The sequence below is a fragment of the Sphingobium sp. SCG-1 genome (genome assembly GCF_002953135.1).
Classification (GTDB): domain Bacteria; phylum Pseudomonadota; class Alphaproteobacteria; order Sphingomonadales; family Sphingomonadaceae; genus Sphingobium.
Genome location: NZ_CP026372.1, coordinates 2,984,739 through 3,003,819, shown reverse-complemented (window position 1 = coordinate 3,003,819; position 19,081 = coordinate 2,984,739). Strand labels below are relative to the sequence as shown.

Below are 19,081 nucleotides of genomic sequence, written 5' to 3'. Positions count from 1 at the left end.
TTGCTTTCAGGCGCCGCCGGTTTCGCTGCCCGGCTGGTGACTGCGGATGATCTTTACCCGGTCGCCTGGCCCGGCTGTGTCCCAGCTCTCCAGTAACTCTTTGGTAAACGCATCGCGGATCGCGGGTGCCGTCGAACGGTCTGCCCGCGCCAGCGCGTTGGGCAGATCGGCCAGTGTCAGGTCGGTGCAATAGGCGGGGGTGCCCGGCTGCTGCCGCCAGGATTGCTCCAGCGGTCCCGCGTCATAGGGATCGAACCCCGACAGTTCCACCAGATCCATCGCGATCCGCTTGGCGCGGAAGTCGTCGCCCGCCACGGGCAGGGCGATGCGTCCGGGCGTTCCTGCAGGCCTTGCTTCATCGAGCAGGCTTTCCGCCATGATGCTGTTATAGGCCTTGATGACCGGGCGGCCCAGATGGTGCGACACCCAGAGGCTTTCTACTTCGGGTGCTTCGACATCTTCGATCGCACGGTCGCGGAATGGCATATAGTTGCCCGTATCGACGATCACGAGCTCTTCATCGGCCTTAGCGAACAGGTCGTCCGGCAGCGCGGCTATACCCTGGAACGGGATCGAGACGAATACAACATCCGCGCCGTCCACTGCCTGCGCAATCGATCCGGCACGGGCGCCTAACTGCGATGCCAGGTCGGTCAGGCTGTCGGCACCGCGCGAATTGGCAATGGTGACCTCATGGCCAGCAGCGGCATATCGCGCCGCCAATGTGCCGCCGATTTTCCCTACGCCGATCATTCCGATCTTCATGGCTATGCTCTCCTCTGGTCGTTTCCGGCGCTTCTTGGCGCTCGCCTACCGGGTCAGTGAGCGGGCGACGGCCATCAGTCTGCGGCACTGTTCCAAATGCAGCAGTTCGACCATTTTACCGTCGACCTTCAAAACGCCGGCACTGGCGTTTTCCGGCTTTTCGAACGCTTCGATAACCGCCTTTGCAAAGCCGATCTCGGCTTCGGTCGGTGAGAATACGCTGTTTGCGATGTCAATCTGGTTGGGGTGGATCAACGTCTTGCCGTCGAATCCGAATTCCAGCGCCTGCCGACACTCCGCTTCCAGGCCAGCCGCGTTCTGCAACTCATTGTACACACCGTCGATGATCGCAAGCCCTGCCATCTTCGCAGCCGTCACGGCCATGCACAGTTGAGGGACCAGCGCGGCGCGGCCTGCGACCAAGCGGGCGTTGGTTTCCTTGCACAGATCGTTGGTGCCCATGACGAACGCGGCCAGGCGCGTTTCCTGCGCCGCGTCCGCAATGGCGGGCAGGGTGAAGATCGACCGGGCGGTCTCAATCATGATCCACAGCTGGGTGGCGGGGGGCAAAGATGCCATCAGCGCGTCATAGGCGTGCACGTCCCCAGCAGTCGATATCTTGGGTGCCAGCACGGCATTGGGCGCAACGGCGGATGCGGCGATCGCTTCCATGTCCTCCCGGCCCCAGGGGGTGTCGAGTCCGTTGACGCGCACCACAACCTGGCGATGGCCAAAACCGCCTTCGCGCACCGCCTCCAGTGCACGGATGCGGGCATCGACTTTTTCATCCGGTCCGACGGCATCTTCCAGATCGAGGATGACGGCGTCGCAATCCAGGATGCGCGCCTTGGCGATCGCCTTGGCGTTGGACGCGGGCATGTACAGCACGCTGCGGACGGGCTTGAGTTCCATTTCAGACACAAATGCTCCTTGAAGAGGCTGGCTTTCAGTCGGTGATCCAGTCACCGCGGCGGCATGCGGATGGCGCCATCGAGGCGGATCGTCTCTCCGTTCAGCATGGGATTTTCGATGATATGGCCGACCATCATCGCGAACTCGGACGGGCGTCCCAGGCGAGCGGGATGGGGAACGGCCTTGCCCAGCGCATCGAGCACTTCAGGCCCGAAGCGCGACAGGATCGGCGTGTCGAACGTGCCGGGCGCTATGGTGCAGACCCGGATGCAGTGCCGCGCCAGATCTCGCGCGGCGACCAACGTCATCCCTACGATACCGGCCTTTGCCGACGCATAGGGAATCTGGCCGATTTGGCCTTCGAACGCGGCAACGGACGATGTAAGAACCACGACGCCGCGATCGCCGTCGATTGGATCGTTCTTCGCCATGCGCGCCGCGCCTTGGCTAAGTACGTTGAAGGTGCCGATCAGGTTCACGCGCACGATCTGCTCGAAGAGGTCAAGAGAACCCGGCTCGCCGCTGCGTTCGACCACGCGTACCGTGCCGCCACGGCCGGCGCAGTTGACGACGGCGCGCAGTGGAGCGAGGCTCTCAGCTGCGTCGAAGGCCGCTGCCATCTGCACCGGATCGGTGACGTTAGCGGGCAAGAACAGCGTGCCACCCCCGATTTCCTTGGCCACCGCCTCGCCTGCAGAGCTCTCCAAATCGGCGATGACAACGTGAGCGCCCTGGCTGACCAACCGCTCCACCGTTGCCCGACCCAGGCCCGAAGCGCCGCCGGTCACGACGGCCGAAAATCCCTTGATGTCCATCCTATCGCTTCCTTACAGTCGTTCAATAATCGTGGCGTTGGCCTGGCCACCCGCTTCGCACATGGTCTGCAGGCCGAACCGTCCGCCTGTCTCCTCCAGCCCGTTCAGCAGCGAGGCGAGCAGGCGTGTGCCTGACGCACCCAGCGGATGTCCCAGTGCGATCGCCCCGCCGCGAGGATTGAGCTTGGCGGGATCGACCTGCATTTCCCTCAGCCAGGCTAGCGGCACTGAGGCAAAGGCCTCGTTCACTTCGAACTGGTCGATGGCGTCGGCTGTCAGCCCGGCCTTGTGCAGCACGCGATGGGTGGCGGGGATCGGAGCCGTCAGCATCAGCACCGGATCGTCGGCGATGACGTCCAGAGCGACGATCCGCGCGCGCGGCTTTAGCCCCAGTCGCGCGGCCGCAGCTTCGGACATGACCAGAGTCATGGCCGCACCGTCGGTGATCTGCGACGAGTTGCCTGCGGTCACGCTCCAGTTGATTTGCGGAAATTCGGCGGCCATCGCGTCGTTGTTAAACACGGTGCGTAACTGTCCCAGGCCCTCGACGGTGGTGCCGGGACGGATCGTTTCGTCCTGCGTGACGCTGCCATCGGGGGTCAGGATAGGCACGATCTCGCTGGCGAGCGCACCTGCGCGCTGGCGCGCGTCGGCCAGTTCGTGTGAACGCACGGCGCAGGCGTCCATTTCTTCCCGACTGATCTTCCAGCGCGCGGCAACCAGTTCGGCCGCGACCCCCTGTCCGACATCCAGGGGGAACCGAGCTCGATAACCCTGTCCGAAAACATCCTGTCCCAGCCGCGCGCTGCCCATCGGGACGCGGCTCATCGATTCTATGCCGCCCGCCAGTGCGACCTGATAATCGCCCGACGCAATCGCCTGCACCGCAAAGTGCAGCGCCTGCTGGCTTGACCCGCACCGCCGATCGACGGTGGTGGAAGGGACATGGGGTGGCAGCCCGGCGGCCAGCCAGGCCGAACGGCCAGGCGGGAACCCCTGTTCGCCCGCCTGGCTTACGCATCCGACAATCACATCGTCGACCAGTCCGGGGTCCAGCCCCGGATTGCGCGCCAGCAGACCGGCAATCACCTGTGACAGCAGATCGACCGGATGAACCTGGCTCAGCGCTCCGCCGGCCTTGCCGCGCCCCATCGGGGAGCGGACGATATCAACGATCACGGGATTGTTCTGCATGACCTTTTCCTGTTCATCGAATGGCGCCAGACCGTGAGGGGCCAGCGTACGGCTCCCTTACGTGGGCGCCTGTGGTGGTGGCTCCGGGACCGCTGCTTGTTGATAAGCGAGCACTGGGCCGGCATGGCAAGGCAAAAGGGCGACCGCGCACAGCCAGGTCGTCGTTGATTGCACTGGTAATGAAATTGGGGTGGCCACGGGCCGATACCGTGGACAAGAACCTAGGCAGGATCGGCAGGGCCGATGGGCCGCCCGAAGGCGCGAGCGGAAATGACAGGGTTGATATACTCGCGGACATGCGCGATCCGCCCGTCACGAATATCATATCGAAATATATAGCGGTTTCGGTAGGATGTGCCGTCCGCCAGCATGATGTCGCCGCGCTGTTCGATGAACAGACGGCTTCCGTCCGCCAGGATCGACAGATCGACATCCTCCAGCGCGCCGAACCGCATGTCGCGCGCGAGCGTCTCGCGCCAGAACGCGATGATCGCATCCGTCCCGATGAAGCGACGGGTTTCGGACGTCTCGCTCGAACCGTTTTCGGCAAAAGGAAATTCATACACGGCGTCCGGTGTCAGCGCTTCCCGCAGAGCGTCCATGTCACGCCGCCCGATCGCCGCGTAAAATCGCGAGACGGCCAGCTTCGCGCCGCGCCGCAGCGCGGGGTCGTCACGCAACACGTCGTCACTGCGCAAAAGATCAGCCAGCGTGCGGGACATCGCCCGTTTCCTTCGCTATCGCTCAGGCGCTGAAGGATGCCGCTTCGTAGCGCTGGAAATGATATTCCGTCGAACCCATCTGCTGGGCGATGGCGATCAGTCGCGTGAAATAATCCGCGACCGGCAATTCCCTCGTCATGCCCATGCCGCCATGGATCTGAACCGCAGCCTCGCCGACAAAGCGGGCGGACTGGTCGATCAGGATCTTCGCCGCCGCTACCGACTTTGCCCGGTGGTCCGCCTCGCCCGAAAGGCTGGCAGCCGCGAGGATCGTCATGGATACGCTTTCTTCGACCTTGATGAACATTTCCGCCATGCGATGTTGCAGCGCCTGAAATTCGCCGATCGCCTTGCCGAACTGCTTGCGCTGCTTCGAATATTCCACAGTCCATTCCAGCAGCATGCGCTGGATGCCGACTGCTTCGGCGCAGAGCGCGAACAGGCCGGCATCGAACGACGCCGCCAGCCTTTGAACGGCGTCATCCCCTTCCGCGACACAGGTGTCGGCAGACAGGCTGACGTTATGGAACGCAATGTCGGCGCATCGCCCCCCGTCCACCAGCCGGGCGTCCTCGCGGTCGATGCCGGGCAGATCGGCGGGCACCAGAAACAGCGCCGGGCCTGCCGAGCCAAGATCCGCCGCGATGACGAAATGGGTGGCCCGGGCAGCCTGGCGTACGAGCGCCACACCGCCAGTCAGGGTGAAGCCCGACCCGTCGGCCTGCGCCTCTACCGTCCCTTTTCGGCCAGCACCGGATACAGGCCAGTCGATCGCCGGAATGATGATCCGTTCTCCGGCTATCACACCCTGGAGCGCCTCGTCGCACGCGGCGTTGGCACCTGCCAGCAGCGGCTCGGCCATTACGATGGACTCCAGCCATGGCTCGACCGACAGCGCCTTGCCCAGTTCCTCCATGATGATCATGTTGCCGGTCGCGCCGGCACCAAAGCCGCCAAGGTCTTCGGAAAAGGGAGCCGCCAGCAATCCGAGTTCGGTGGCGAACGCGTCCCATATGTCCGGTGAGAATCCGGCCGGGGTCTTCACGACTTCGCGCCGCCGGTCGAATGGAAACCGGTCCTTCAGGAACGCCGCGACCGTTTCGCGCAGCATGGTCTGTTCTTCAGTATATTCAAAATTCATCTGTCGCATCCATATGTCGCGGCCGTCGGGGCAGGCTTCAGAGGCCGAGCGCCCGCTTGGCGATGATTTCCATCTGGATCTCGTTTGATCCGCCGTAGATGGAAGCCTTGCGCATGTTGAGATAATGATCGGCCGCGCGTCGCGCGCTCCGGGGACCTGCCATCCCGCCGTCCTCGATCGGCGGCTTGCCCTCATGATCGATCAGGCCGCGCGGCCCGGCTGCTTCCATCGTCAGTTCCATCGCGCGCTGCGCGATCCGGGTGCCGCGCGTCTTGAGCAGGCTGAGCAGGGGTGTGGCATCTTCCCCCGCGTTGATCGCCGCCAGCACGCGCAGGTCGGAAATTTCGAGCGCCATCAGTTCGATTTCGAGCTGCGCGATCTGGCGCCTGATGGCGGGGGTGTCGATCAGGGTCGTGCCGACGTTGTCGGTCTGCTCCGTTGCGAGCGCCCGCAGTTTCTTGATCCTGTTCTTGGACCGGCTGACTTCGGCCAGGTTCGATCGCTCGTGCTGGAGCAGATATTTTGCGCAGGTCCAGCCCCTGTTTTCGTCATGGATGCGGTTTTCGACCGGCACGATGACGTCATCCAGCCAGATTTCATTGACTTCCCAGTCGCCGCCCAGCGTTTCGATCGGCCGCACGGTAAGGCCGGGGCTGGCCATGTCGATTAGCAGGAAGGATATGCCCTCCTGCTTCTTCACCGTCGCGTCGGTGCGGACCAGGAAAAAGCCCCAGTCGGCATGCTGCGCGAAAGTAGTCCAGGTTTTCTGACCGTTGACGCGGTAATATTCCTTGCCGTCCTCACCCCGGAATCTCTCGGCCGTGGCGCGCAGGCTTGCTAGGTCCGACCCCGCGCCCGGCTCGCTGAAACCCTGGCACCACCAGCTTTCGGCGCGCACGATCGGAGGGAGGAAGCGCGCTTTCTGCTCTTCCGTGCCAAAGCGCTGGATTACGGGGCCGCACATGGACACGCCCATCGAAAAGACGCGGATGGTGTCGGCCGCTTCCAGTTCGTCCTTGAAAATGTGGCGCTGAGTCAGGGTCCAGCCGGTCCCGCCATATTCTGTCGGCCAGCTGGACCCCAGCCAGCCTTTTTCCGCCAAAATCCGCATCCAGACCATATAATCTTCGCGGCTATATTCCTCGTTGTTAGCGGTTTTATAGCGCAAGTACTGAGGATATTCTTTCGCGATGAAATCGGCCACGACCTTACGGAAGTCTTCATCGTCCGCCGTGAACATCTGGTTCATGCTAATCCTCTGTATCCCGATTTCGTGGTTGGGCTGCAACATGACTATATCTTATTGCCGCAGCAAGTGCCGCCGGATCGCGGCAATCTTGGCGTCGGCGTTATCTCATATGCAATTCCTACCGGCGTGACCTTACTCGCGCGGCGACCTATTGTCGGGGGAAGGCGATAGGGCCGAAGGAGAGAGATATATGCCCGCACCCCTTCCTACAAACGGGCCGCGATCTTCACGCACCGCAACCCGGCCATGGCTGGTCCTTGCGATGTTGTCGTTGCTCTATATCTTTTCGCTCATCGACCGACAGATTTTCGTGCTGCTGATCGGTCCGATCAAGACGCAGTTTCATTTGAGCGACGTGCAGATCGGCCTGCTGATCGGCACTGCGTTCGCGGCTGTCTATTCGTTCATGGGCATTCCGGCGGGCCGCATTGCCGACCGCGGCAACCGCAAGCTGCTGGTCGTCGCAGGGGCCGTCATCTGGTGCGTTTCCACGGTCGCATCGGGTTTCGCCGCCAGCTATGCCGCGCTGGTCCTGCTCAGGCTGGGGCTCGCCGCCGGTGAAGCGGTGCTGACGCCGGCCGCGCATTCGATGATCGGCGACCTTTTCCCGCCCGAGAAACGCAGCCTCGCCGCCAGCCTGTACACGTCCGCCGGATTGATCGGTGCACCATTGGCCTTTTCCGGCGGCGCACTGGTCATCGCCGGACTGGAAGGTCTGTCCGCCAATGGCTTTGCGCCCAACATGCAGATATGGCAGCTCGTGCTGTTCGTGGTCGGCCTGCCCTCCTTGGCTCTGGCCGTCCTGTTCTTGGTCGTGGTGCGCGAACCGCAGCGGACCATCCCCTCCGGCCAGTCCCCGGCACTCGCCAAAGGCGATATCACGCGGCAACTGGCGTCGCGCAAACGGCTATATGGTGGCCTGTTCTGCAGCGCCGTTCTGGCAGCCGGGTGCAGTTACGCCCTTAACTATTGGACGATCGAAGCGCTCAAGCGTGACTATGGCTGGTCTGCGGTTGAGGCCGGCTCCGCTTTCGGGCCCGTCATATTCCTGGCCAGCGTGATCGGCACAATGAGCGCACCTTGGGTCACGGCCCGGGTAAAGGCCCGGGGCCGTGCCGACGCGGTCGTCCTCGTCAGCTTCGCCTATGCCGCCGTTGCTTTCCTGACTCTCATTGTTGGCCCGACCCTGTCCAACCCTGTCTTACGGCTGACGCTCATCGGCCTCGGCTTGGCGGGCACTCTGGGCAGCAGCATGAACATCGTGATTTCGATGCAGGACGTCGCTCCGGCCCGTATGCGGGCTACATTCGTCGCCCTGCTATATATGGGGATAACCTTGTTCGGTGCCGGGGTTGTGCCGGTCGCAGTCCCGACAGTCGGAGAATTGCTGAGCCGGTCGGCGGGACTGAGTGTGGGCCTGGCGGTCGTGTGCGCTATTCTGAGCGCTCTGAGCATGATGCTGCTCTGGGCAATACGCGCCGATTTCGAACGCGAGGCGATCGCCGGGTTCCCAGTAGTGGGAGCCGCAACTTAACAAAAAAACAACCCGGCGTTAGGCCGGGGTGGAAATCAACGTTGGGAGCGGCGCGCCCTTTCGATACGGCGCCCGGGCTTAGTCGGCGGCGGGGAAAGTTATGACGCTGCGGGCGACGCCGCCATGTTCCAGCGTCTCATAGGCCTCGTTGATGTCTTCCAGCTTAATGGTCTGCGAAACCAGATCGTCCAAGTTTAGCATGCCGCGCATGTACAGGTCCACATACAGCGGAATATCGTGGTAGAAGTTCGACGAGCCCAGCCAGAGCCCTCTTACCCCCTGCTGGAGCGGCAGCAGGGCGCTGTCCATCGGTGATGGCAGCAATTTGAGTTCGGCGCCCGGCGACATGCCGCCGATCAGATAGGCCGTCCCGCCAAAGCCCAGCACCGCCATAGCCGATTCCGCGACCGCCGGTACCCCGATCATCACGAAAGCGTGGTCGACACCCGCGCCGCCCGTCGCTGCGCGGACAGCATCGACTGGGTTCGCCGCAGACGAATCGATGACGTCCGTGGCGCCAAACTTGGTGGCAAGATCCAGCTTGGCCTGCTGGATATCGACACCGATGATCCTGGTCGCACCGGCCAGCTTCGCCGCCTGAATCGCGTTAAGGCCCACTCCGCCGCAGCCGAAGACGACCACGGACTGCCCCGGGGCGACTTTTGCGGCGTTGAACACCGCGCCGCAGCCGGTCACGACGGCGCAGCCGATGATCGACGCCTGGGGGAACGGCATCGCCTTGTCGATAGAAACCAACTGGTTCTCATGAATTAGCGCCTGCTCGGCAAAACCGCCCAGCCCCTGCAACTGGCCCAGGCAGCCGCAATCGTCATGCAGCCTGCATTCAGAGGCGGACGCGTCGCGATCGAGCGCACCGGGGTTGGAACATGCATTGAGGTTCCCGCGCAGGCATGCCGGGCACTGTCCGCACGGCTGAAGAGCAGCGGCAACGACATGGTCGCCGATCTTTATGCGCGTGACCAGAGGTCCCACGGCTTTCACGACGCCTGCAATTTCATGGCCGAGCACGATGGGCATGGGTACGCCCATTCCCTTCTGCGCGACGGTGATGTCGCTGTGACACAATCCGGAAGCGCGAACCTCGACAAGCACTTCCCGGCCCTCAGGTGGGGAAAGCGTAACGTCGGCAATTTCGAATGCTTGGCCAATACCTCGGGTTACTGCTGCGCGCACGGTGCCTACTCTCCTTAATTAAAGGCTTCGGGTATGATGAATGACGTAGTTGCCATTGCGCCATATTCACAGGTTTTCGGCACGGCGTCCGAAAATTGGCGGCAGGCATTGCATGCGTAATCTCGATTCCACCCATATTGCCGCTCGGCTCCATCTAGCTCAGTTTAATCCTGCAATCTGCGCCGGTCACGATGAGCGCGAAACAAATCAATCATCAGGATAGGATGGGGTGCCATGAACAAGAAGCTTGCGTTTTCAGTCAGTTCGCTAGCTGCGATCTTGGCGAGCCCCGCGCTGGCTCTAGCCCAGCAACCGACAACCGCGCCAGCTATATCACCGGCGCCGGATCAGGCGGAACCGACCGTGTCGGACATCGTCGTCACCGGGAGCCGAATCGTGAGGGACGGATCGCAGGCGCCGTCGCCGATGACGGTTTCGGCGGCAGAGGACCTGAACAAGGTGGCGCCCACGTCGCTGATCGCTGGTCTCACGCAACTCCCGCAGTTCAGTGGTTCGCTGACCAATACCAGTGCGCGATCGATCGCCGCCATCGTTGGCAATCACGGCGATTTCGTGAACCTGCACGCAATAGGCGCAGTCCGCACTCTGGTCCTTCAGGATGGCCGCCGCCTGGCCCCGACCACATTCACCGGTCTGGTCGATACATCCATAATTCCCCAGCTTCTGGTCAAGCGCGTCGAGGTCGTGACCGCCGGCGCGTCCGCCACCTATGGGTCAGATGCGGTGTCCGGCGTCGTCAATTTCATCCTCGACGACAAGTTTAAAGGTCTTAAGGGCGTTGTGCAGGGCTCCATCGCGTCGCGCGGGGACAATGAGAATTATCGCGTGGCCCTCGCTTATGGCGCGCAGCTTGGCGACAGGATTAACATCGTCGCATCGGTCGAGCGCTATCAGACCGGCGGCTTCCAGTTCCAGAATCGTCCGCCTTACGGCAATTACAATATTCCTGTCGGCAGCGTTCCTGGTGGCGGCACGCCGGGCCTGCTGCCCAATCCGCTGGTCGACGGCCGCAATATTCGCTTCGCCCTCGCAACCGCGGGTGGCAACATCCTTACCGGGCCGTTTGCCAATAATGTGTTCACGACATCGGGTGTGTATCGGCCGATCGATGTTGGAACGAGGACCGGAAGCCCGGGCCTGTTCGTGGGTGGCGACTATCACAAATGGGACGGTCAGTGGCAGGCCGTGCCGGCCACCACGAACACTGCCTTCCTCCGGGTCAATTTTGAAGCCAGCGATGAAATCACGGCCTTTTTGCAGGTCAATGGTGCCAAGACGAAGCAGCGCTATGCCGATGGCGATGGCCGGGTCGGCCAGGGTCAGACGCTCTATCCGCTTAACCGGACCTATTTCGCCGAAAATCCGTTTCTTCCGCCCGCGATGGCAGCCGGACTGGCAGCAGCAGGCGAGACCTCGTTCCGGATGAGCCGGATGATCCTGGAAACGGCCAATAACGGCACGCATGACGACTCAAAATATTACAATGCCGCCCTCGGTCTGAAGGGCGATCTGGGCCAATTCCGCTGGGACCTGACCTATCAGCATTCCTGGTCGAAATACCGCAGCAGGAACCAGGATATGCGGCAGGATCGGCTCGCCGCCGCCACCGACGCGGTACTCAGCCCGTCCGGCCAGATCGTGTGCCGTCCGACGCTCAGCCTCGATCCGGCGGTGCGGGACAGGTTCGCCGGCTGCCTTCCGCTCAATCTCTTTGGCCAAGGATCGGGCACCCAGTTTGCCGACGCGCTGGCCTATGTACGCGACGTGTCGCAATATGCCGCCGTCACGAAGCTGGACAATATCGCGGCCAACGTCACCGGCGAACTGTTCGACCTGCCTGCGGGACCGCTGTCGGTGGCGGTCGGCGCGGAATATCGCAAGTCCAGCCTGAACATGACGAGCAATTCCGATCCGCTGATCCTTTCCGATCCCGCGGGCCTTCGTAACCTGCCGGCCAACGCCCCCCGGTTCCTGCTCAACAATTTCGCGACCGCTAATGGCTCCTATGAGGTGAAGGAGGCCTATGGAGAGGTAGCAATCCCGATCTTGAAGGATCAGTCTTTCGCTAAATCGCTGGAGCTGAACGCAGCGGCGCGCATCACCGATTATTCCACCAGCGGCACCGTCACCACATGGAAGGGCGGCGCGGTGTGGGAGGTCTTGGACGGCCTGCGCTTCCGCGCGACGCGCTCACGCGACATCCGCGCACCTACATTATTTGACCTGTTCAACCGGGGCGCGGCGATCGACGCGACCTTCTTCGATCCGCACCTGCAAAAGCAGATCGTGGTATCGCGCGTCACGCGCGGCAACAGCGATCTTGCGCCAGAGGTGGCCAACACGTTGAGCCTGGGCGTCGTGGTTCAGCCGCGGGCGGTTCCCGGATTGACGCTTTCGATCGATTATTACGACGTCAAATTGAAGGGTGCGATTCAGACGCTTAATACCGACCTTGCCGCGCGGACGTGCGAGGCAAGCGGCGGGACAAGCTCGCTCTGCGCCCTGATCGTCCGCAACCCCGCACTGCCGTTCAGCGATCGCACGGACGCCAACGCAGCGACGGCGATCATCAACACACCGGCCAATCTGGCGGGTCTCAAGACACGGGGCTTCGATATCGAGGCGAGCTATCGCCGCCCTATGCTCGGCGGTGACCTGGCCACCCGCCTGTTCGTGACCTATGTCGACCGCTACACCATCCAGGATAGCGCGCTCCAGGCACCGGTCGAACTTGCCGGCTGGACCGAAGGCATCATCTCGTCCGTCGGCGCGTCGGTGCCCAAAGTACGTGCAAGCCTTCAGGCCACCTACTCAACCGACGGGTTCAGCGTCACCGCGCAGGAACGCATGGTAGGGCGCATGAAACGAGGGCCGATCAACATCTGGGCAGAGCGTGACCTGCCAGCGGTATTCTATACCGATCTGACCTTGTCCTATAGATTCGGCCCAGAACGCGCGACTGAGCTGTTCCTCACCGCAAACAATCTGTTCGACCGCAAACCGCCGTTCATCGCGACCGGACCTAGCCCGGGCCTGTACATGGCCACGCTGACCGATGTGTATGACACGGTCGGCCTGGCTTTTACCGCGGGCGTCCGGTTCAAATTCTGATGCCCTACAGACGAGGGGCCGCAGGCCCTGCGGCGCCTCGTCGATCATTGTGCGGCAACGGCTGGAGAGACAGGGGATGACGGCGTTCGAAACGCTCGGCTATACGGTCGACGACGCGATTGCGACGATCACGCTCAACCGCCCGGACAGGATGAACGCGTTGACCGCCCAGATGGCCAACGAACTCGTCGCCGCGTTCGATGCCACCGACGCAGACGATGCGGTCCGCGCCGTCATCGTCACGGGTGCGGGCGATCGCGCCTTTTGTGCTGGCGCCGACATTGGGCAGGGGCGGGCGCTGTTCGATTACAGCCAGCGCCAGGACGCGCACGCCAGACCAGTCGTGAACGATGTATATCTGGACATGGGCGGCCGCGTCGCGCTGCGCATCTTCGACAGCCTCAAACCCGTGATCGGCGCCGTCAACGGCGTGGCCGTGGGCTTTGGCGCGAGCATCCTTCTGCCGATGGACGTACGGATTGCGGCCGACATCGCCCGGTTCGGCTTTGTTTTCGCCAGGCGCGGTATCGTGCCGGAATCCGCGTCATCCTGGTTCCTCCCACGCGTTGTCGGCATTTCCACCGCACTCGAATGGTGCTATTCCGGCCGCGTGTTCGACGCCGGAGAGGCGCTGGCCGGAGGCCTGCTCCGGTCGGTCCACGACCCTGACCAGCTAATGGCCGCCGCACGCGCGATGGCGCATAACTTCATTGCTGACTCGGCGCCCGTGTCTCTGGCCCTGACCAGGCAGATGATGTGGAAGATGTTGACGGTCGACCACCCGATGGAAGCGCACCGGATCGACAGCCGGGGTGTCATGGACAGAGGCCGCTCGGCCGACGCCTTGGAAGGGATCGCGGCGTTCAGAGAGAAGCGTAAGGCGCAGTTCTCCGACAGGGTCTCGGTGGACATGCCGGAATTTTTCCCTTGGTGGGAGGATCGCGCGTTCGAATGACCCCTGCGCCGTGACGGCACACTATTGCACATATGATATAGCGACCGCTCGGCGGCACCGCCCCTGTTTAGCGAGGATGCGATCTGGCACGATCGCCGCAACGCCGAGCAATCGCGAATTGAGAGGATGAACATGACGGGACAGGTCGAAGGCAAGATCGCTATCATCACTGGAGCCGCTTCGGGAATGGGCGCGGCGGTGGCGCGACTGATGTATGCGAACGGCGCCAATCTTGTCCTGGCCGACCTGTCGGACAGCGTGGTTCAGCTTGCCGCCGAACTGGGCGACCGGGCGGTCGGCATCGCAGGAGATGTGGGGGCCAGCGCCGACGCGGTTGCGATGGTCGACCTAGCCGTAACGCGGTTCGGCGGCGCAGATATCCTTTGCAACATCGCCGGCTATCCCGGCGACAATCGCGGAACGCTGGTCGATTGCAGTGACGAAAATTTCGACAAGCTGGTCGCCGTCAATTTCCGGGGGCCCTTCATGACGATGAAAGCCGCCATTCCTCACATGATCGCGCGGGGCGGCGGCTCTATCGTGAACGTCGCATCCACGGCCGCGCTCAAGGGCTACCCGTCGCTCGTTGTCTATGGTGGGTCGAAGGCCGGTCTCGTCGCCCTTTCGCGTGGCGCGGCCACCGAGTTTGCGGCGCAGAATATCCGGGTCAACACGATTTGCCCCGGCCCGCACGAGACCCCCATGCTGCTGGCAGCGATCGAAGCCAATCCCGCATCCCGGGAAACGATCATCGCCAATGTTCCGATGCGCCGACTGGGCAAGCCGGAAGAAATCGCACAGGCCATCTACTTCTACGCGAGCGACGCTTCGGCATTTGTCACCGGCACCGTGCTCCCGGTCGAAGGCGGACAGACCGCTTGAGGATCTGGCAGCGCCAATAATATATCGAGGAGGACGGTTATGGACGCGACAGGATTGCGGGATCGCTTCGGCGATGCGGCCACGCTGAAGGCTCCCTATGATTATTACGCTCAGATCCGCGACGAGGAACAGGTGTTCTTTTCCAAGGCGCTGAATGCGTTCGTCGTTTCCAGATTTGCCGACAGCGAAGCCGTGCTCAAAAATACCGCCGTTTTTGTGAACACCCCACCCACCAATCAGGCGACCGCCATGGCCGCCTATACAGAACGCTACTTCAAACTTTATGCAGATGCCGGCGTGCCTCATCGCGTCCCCGTGCTGGCTATGACAGACGGCGATCTTCACCTGCGTTATCGCGAACTCATCAACCCGCGTTTCATGCCTTCCGCGATCAAGCGCATGGATGACGCCCTCGTGGCCGTCGTGGATGGGTTGATCGACGGCTTCATAGAGCGTGGCGCGGATGGTGAAGGCTCCGTCGATCTTTACCGCGAATATGCGCTGCTGGTTCCGCTGTATTTCTTCTGCGACACGCTCGGCGTCCCCCGGACTCACATCCAGTTGATGCAGGATGCCGGCGCGGCATCCATCGCCTTGGTGACTGGCGGCCTGCTTGACGAGGATGGCCGGGTCGCCGCGCATCTCAAGCTCATCGAATTCGCCAAGTTCATCCAGGAAAATATCAAGCGCCTGCGCGCGGCGCCCGACGGCAGTTTGCTGAGCCATATGATCCACAGCGAAACACGCGATGGCGATCATCTAAGCGAGCAGGAAGTCATATCGATGTGCGCCACCTTAAATACCGGTGGCAATGAGACCACGACCAATGGCCTTGGCAACACACTCTATGCGGCGATCAAGGACCCCCAGACTCTGCAACGGCTCACCGAAAATCGCGAGCTTATCGGGAAGTTCATTGAAGAGGTCATGCGCTTCGACAGCCCTATTGCCGCCGCCACACGCTGGGCCAGCGAAGATACGGTTATCGGCGAAACGCCCGTTCCCCAAGGCAGTTGCGTCCACGTCCGCCTGGCATCGGGCAACCGCGATGCGGAAAAATACAGCCATGCGGATCAGTTCGATCCCGGCCGGGCCAATGTCCGCAACCATCTGGGGTTCGGGCACGGCGTCCACTATTGCGTGGGCGTCCATCTGTCGCGATCGGAAATCCGAATCGGGCTTGGCCGACTGCTCGACCGGCTGGTGGACATGCGCATCGACACCAGTAAAGGCCCCATTGAATATGCGGAAGCGGGCATGGTCCACGGATTGCAGGCCCTGCCGATCATGTTCCGCAAGCGGACGGGCTGATAGACAGTCGATGGTAAAAAAGCTCAGCCCTTTCCCATAAAGGCAGGGCTGGGCGAAGGCAGCGGTTGCTGGGAAATGGACGGATGACGCGCCTCAGGCGAAGATCTCCGTCCTTACCCAATCAACCGTCGGATCGGGTGAGGCCAAGCGCGCCGCGCCAAGCAGTGCCTCCCAATATCCTTCGGACCCGTCCGCCAGCCGCCATTCATGCAGGCGGCGGGTCAGCAGCTGAAGGTCATACTCTTCGCTGATGCCGATTGCGCCGTGGACCGCATGCGCCGTCGCGGCAATGCGCGGCACCGCCGCCGATGTGGTGATCTTTGCCGCCGCCGCGACGGGCATGGGTACGTCCAGCCCCTTCGACAGGCCGAGTTGCGCGGCTATTCGGCAGGCGATCATATCCTCGCCCATGACCGCCAGCATATGCTGCACCGCTTGCTGGCGACCGATAGGCTTCCCGAACTGAACCCGCTCGTTCGCGAACTGGGTGGACATCTGCGTCAGTCGTTCCGCCGCGCCCGCGATCAGCGCCGCGCGCAGGACCGCCGCGATCGCGCGCAGACCGCCGGCGGGACGGGCAAGCTTCTCTCCCGAAGGGGTGTCGGTCAGTCGCATGGACAGAGAGTGATAGGCGCCGGTCGTCACGGGCGAGAGCGCCTCCATCGGGGAAAGGTGCAGCTGTTCTCCATCATCCACCAGCGCATGGCTGGCTGCGGCGGCACAGGGCACGGGCAGGGCGGACCCCGTCACCATCAGGATCGGGCCGTCGGGCCGATCGATGCCAGCATTGGCCAGCAACGCCCGCGCGACCATCGTCTCGGCGACGGGCAGGGGCACGGGCTGCGCCCCGATCGCCTGCAATAATGGCTCGATATCGGCGAGCGTCAGCCCGGCACCGCCATGTTCCTCCGCCACCAGCGCGTCCATGAAGCCAGACTCGGCAAACTCCTGCCACATGGGGCCAGCGTCGCCGCCCTCTTCGACCGCGCGGACCTCCGATGGTGTCGCGATGGCGTCCAGCATGCGCTGGAAGGGTTCGAGCAGTTCGATCATATCCATGGTCATTCCCTTCTTAACGCAGGCCCATGCCACGGGCGATGATGCCACGCAGTATTTCGCGCGTTCCACCGCGCAGGCTGAAACTGGGCGCGATATGCGTCACGTACAGCAAGGTGCGATAGAGTTCGTCGCTCACCGCTTCGTCGGGATGTGCGGCCAGGTCATCGCCAATGACGATCGGAAGCAACTGTTCGAAGCTCGTGCCGCGATCCTTAACGATGCTGGCCTCCAGCACGGGGCTTTCCCCGGCGGCGAGCCGGGCCGTGCAGGCGATCGACATGGCACGCAACGTGGCAAATTCCGCTGTGATACGGCCAACCAGCGGCGACACATCGGCGCGCGCGGCAATCTGCCGGGATGATTGCACATGCCGTATCCAGGCATCGAGCAGCACCACGCTCGAATATATCCGCTCCGGGCCGGAACGTTCGAAAGCGAGTTCGGCGGTTACCTGTTTCCAGCCCTCGCCCTCGTTGCCGATCAGCGCATCCTCGCCCAACTCTACATTGTCGAAGAACACCTCGGAAAAATGCGCGTCGCCGGTCAGGTCCGTGATCGGGCGCACGGTGACGCCGGGCGCCTTCAGGTCCACGATCAGCTGCGACAGGCCACCCTGGCGATCGGCCGAGGTGCCGGAAGTGCGGACCAGCGCGATCATATAATCGGAATGAACCGCATGGGTGGTCCATATCTTCTGCCCGTTCAGCAGCCATCCACCATCGCGCCGTTCTGCCCGGGTGCGCACGCCGGCCAGGTCTGACCCCGCACCGGGTTCGCTCATGCCGATGCAGAACAGGGCTTCGCCCCGGCATATGCGCGGAATGTAGAATTGCCGTTGTGTTTCGGTGCCATAATTGAGGATCAGCGGCGCGCTCTGCCGATCGGCCATCCAGTGTGCCGCAACCGGCGCCCCGGCGCACAGCAGCTCCTCGACGACCACGAAGCGCGAAAACGGGCCGCGATCCCTCCCGCCATATTGTTCGGGCAGTGTCAGTCCCAGAAAGCCCTCCGCTCCCAGCATCCGGCTGAATTCGGCACTGAAACCTTGCCATGATCGGGCACGCTGGTCGGTTGGCATACCCTTGGCGCAGCGGACGATTATGTCACGCACGGCGGACCGAAGCGACTCGTCTGCCTCTGGCAAGGATGCGATGGCGAATGTATCGAACACGCTGGATTATTCTCCTCTCGACCATGACGGTGCCTGGCACGCATGCCATGTCTTTAATCCGAATTTGGTAGCGACGAGAATGGTCCAGCCCGGAACACGATTCAAATATTTAATCGGCAGTATGCGATTGCATTTGACTATCGCAGACCTGTAGCGCGGTCGTGACGAAATTGCGAGCGAGCGGGCTTGCGTCCGGCGGAAACGCGATGCCCAGTTCGATCGGGATCGGCTCCGACAGGCGGATGATACGCAGGCGATCGCTGATGAAGCGGGCGCTGCGTCCGGGGATCAACGCAACGCCAAGGCCGGCTTCGACCAGGCTCAATACCGTATGAACCTGCGTGGCATGCTGCTGGATGTGCGGGGAAAAGCCAGCGCGTTGACAGGCGATATGTGTGATGGCGTTCAAAATGCTGATCGCGTTGAACAGGACGAACGGCCGGTCGGCCAATTGCGCCAGGGCCATGCGCTTCCGGCCGGCAAGCGGATCTGTAGCGGGCAGCACGATGACCAACTCGTCGCGTTCAATAATGTTGATCTGGACGGATGCCGTGTCGATCACAGGCAAGCGGATGAAGCCGACGTCGATCAACTGGTTGCCAAGGGCTTGGACGATATCGACGCTGGTCATTTCTTCCAATTCGAGCTGGACGTTCGGAAATGCCTTGCAAAAGTTCGGGACGACGCGCGGCAGTAGATCATGGGTCGCCGAGCCGATGATACCTAGTCTTAACCTTCCCCGCAGTCCCGAAGCGCCATCACGGACAACGCCCTTCAATTGGTCGGCCGCGATGATCGCCTCGCGTGCATAGGGCAGGGCTGCCTGCCCCGCGGGAGTCAGGGTCACGCCTCGTGGCTCCCGCAGGAACAGCGTCTGGCCTAATTCGCTTTCCAGCCTGCGGATCGCAACGGTAATCGGGGGCTGAGACACGTTCATGCGTTCGGCCGCCCGATGGAAATTCCGGGTCTCCGCCACGGCGATGAAATAACGAAGCTGGCGAAGATCCATGATATCGAAAACCTATCGGTGAGCGGAGATTCAATA

15 protein-coding genes and 1 pseudogene are annotated in these 19,081 nt (G+C 62.5%); 5 read left to right on the top strand and 11 right to left on the bottom strand.

Going from position 1 to position 19,081, the window contains the following annotated elements; translation table 11 throughout:
- Positions 1-6 precede the first annotated feature (6 nt).
- From C1T17_RS13665 to C1T17_RS13635, 7 genes and pseudogenes are all read right to left on the bottom strand, one after another.
- Positions 7-777 (bottom strand): annotated as a pseudogene (locus C1T17_RS13665) (NADPH-dependent F420 reductase); the annotation flags it as partial.
- Positions 778-810: 33 nt separating this feature from the next.
- On the bottom strand, positions 811-1,677 hold the full coding sequence (locus C1T17_RS13660) for an HpcH/HpaI aldolase/citrate lyase family protein (protein WP_104953914.1): 867 nt from the start codon (positions 1,675-1,677) through the stop codon (positions 811-813).
- 50 nt (positions 1,678-1,727) lie between these two features.
- On the bottom strand, positions 1,728-2,492 hold the full coding sequence (locus C1T17_RS13655) for an SDR family NAD(P)-dependent oxidoreductase (RefSeq protein WP_104953913.1): 765 nt from the start codon (positions 2,490-2,492) through the stop codon (positions 1,728-1,730).
- Between the two features lie 12 nt (positions 2,493-2,504).
- A complete protein-coding gene (locus tag C1T17_RS13650; RefSeq protein WP_104953912.1) occupies positions 2,505-3,686 on the bottom strand; it encodes a thiolase family protein in 1,182 nt (393 codons plus the stop codon).
- Between the two features lie 221 nt (positions 3,687-3,907).
- Positions 3,908-4,408 (bottom strand): nuclear transport factor 2 family protein, encoded by a 501-nt coding sequence (locus tag C1T17_RS13645; protein WP_104953911.1) that lies wholly within the window; start codon positions 4,406-4,408, stop codon positions 3,908-3,910.
- Positions 4,409-4,430: 22 nt separating this feature from the next.
- Complete coding sequence (locus C1T17_RS13640; RefSeq protein WP_189338355.1) at positions 4,431-5,549, bottom strand: acyl-CoA dehydrogenase family protein; 1,119 nt, start codon at positions 5,547-5,549, stop codon at positions 4,431-4,433.
- Positions 5,550-5,586: 37 nt separating this feature from the next.
- Complete coding sequence (locus tag C1T17_RS13635; protein ID WP_104955230.1) at positions 5,587-6,798, bottom strand: acyl-CoA dehydrogenase family protein; 1,212 nt, start codon at positions 6,796-6,798, stop codon at positions 5,587-5,589.
- A gap of 190 nt (positions 6,799-6,988) precedes the next feature.
- Here C1T17_RS13635 and C1T17_RS13630 point away from each other — a divergent pair, with 190 nt between their 5' ends.
- A complete protein-coding gene (locus C1T17_RS13630) occupies positions 6,989-8,332 on the top strand; it encodes an MFS transporter (protein WP_104953909.1) in 1,344 nt (447 codons plus the stop codon).
- 78 nt (positions 8,333-8,410) lie between these two features.
- On the opposite strand, the gene C1T17_RS13625 is transcribed toward C1T17_RS13630, so the two are convergent.
- On the bottom strand, positions 8,411-9,526 hold the full coding sequence (locus C1T17_RS13625) for a zinc-binding dehydrogenase (RefSeq protein WP_104953908.1): 1,116 nt from the start codon (positions 9,524-9,526) through the stop codon (positions 8,411-8,413).
- Positions 9,527-9,760: 234 nt separating this feature from the next.
- Here C1T17_RS13625 and C1T17_RS13620 point away from each other — a divergent pair, with 234 nt between their 5' ends.
- The 4 genes from C1T17_RS13620 (at position 9,761) to C1T17_RS13605 (ending at position 15,806) form a co-directional block, all read left to right on the top strand.
- Positions 9,761-12,658, top strand: a complete 2,898-nt coding sequence (locus C1T17_RS13620; protein ID WP_104953907.1) for a TonB-dependent receptor plug domain-containing protein — start codon at positions 9,761-9,763, stop codon at positions 12,656-12,658.
- A 76-nt stretch (positions 12,659-12,734) separates the two neighbouring features.
- Complete coding sequence (locus tag C1T17_RS13615; protein WP_104953906.1) at positions 12,735-13,613, top strand: crotonase/enoyl-CoA hydratase family protein; 879 nt, start codon at positions 12,735-12,737, stop codon at positions 13,611-13,613.
- A gap of 126 nt (positions 13,614-13,739) precedes the next feature.
- Positions 13,740-14,495, top strand: coding sequence for an SDR family NAD(P)-dependent oxidoreductase (locus C1T17_RS13610; protein ID WP_223262610.1), 756 nt, complete (start codon positions 13,740-13,742; stop codon positions 14,493-14,495).
- Between the two features lie 39 nt (positions 14,496-14,534).
- Positions 14,535-15,806, top strand: a complete 1,272-nt coding sequence (locus C1T17_RS13605) for a cytochrome P450 (RefSeq protein ID WP_104953905.1) — start codon at positions 14,535-14,537, stop codon at positions 15,804-15,806.
- Between the two features lie 93 nt (positions 15,807-15,899).
- Here C1T17_RS13605 and C1T17_RS13600 read toward each other — a convergent pair whose 3' ends face one another.
- From C1T17_RS13600 to C1T17_RS13590, 3 genes are all read right to left on the bottom strand, one after another.
- Complete coding sequence (locus C1T17_RS13600; RefSeq protein ID WP_104955228.1) at positions 15,900-16,865, bottom strand: acyl-CoA dehydrogenase; 966 nt, start codon at positions 16,863-16,865, stop codon at positions 15,900-15,902.
- Positions 16,866-16,878: 13 nt separating this feature from the next.
- Positions 16,879-18,036, bottom strand: coding sequence for an acyl-CoA dehydrogenase family protein (locus tag C1T17_RS13595; RefSeq protein ID WP_104953904.1), 1,158 nt, complete (start codon positions 18,034-18,036; stop codon positions 16,879-16,881).
- 109 nt (positions 18,037-18,145) lie between these two features.
- The gene (locus tag C1T17_RS13590; RefSeq protein WP_104953903.1) at positions 18,146-19,045 is read right to left on the bottom strand and encodes a LysR family transcriptional regulator; all 900 of its coding nucleotides are present in this window, start codon (positions 19,043-19,045) and stop codon (positions 18,146-18,148) included.
- Positions 19,046-19,081: the final 36 nt, after the last annotated feature.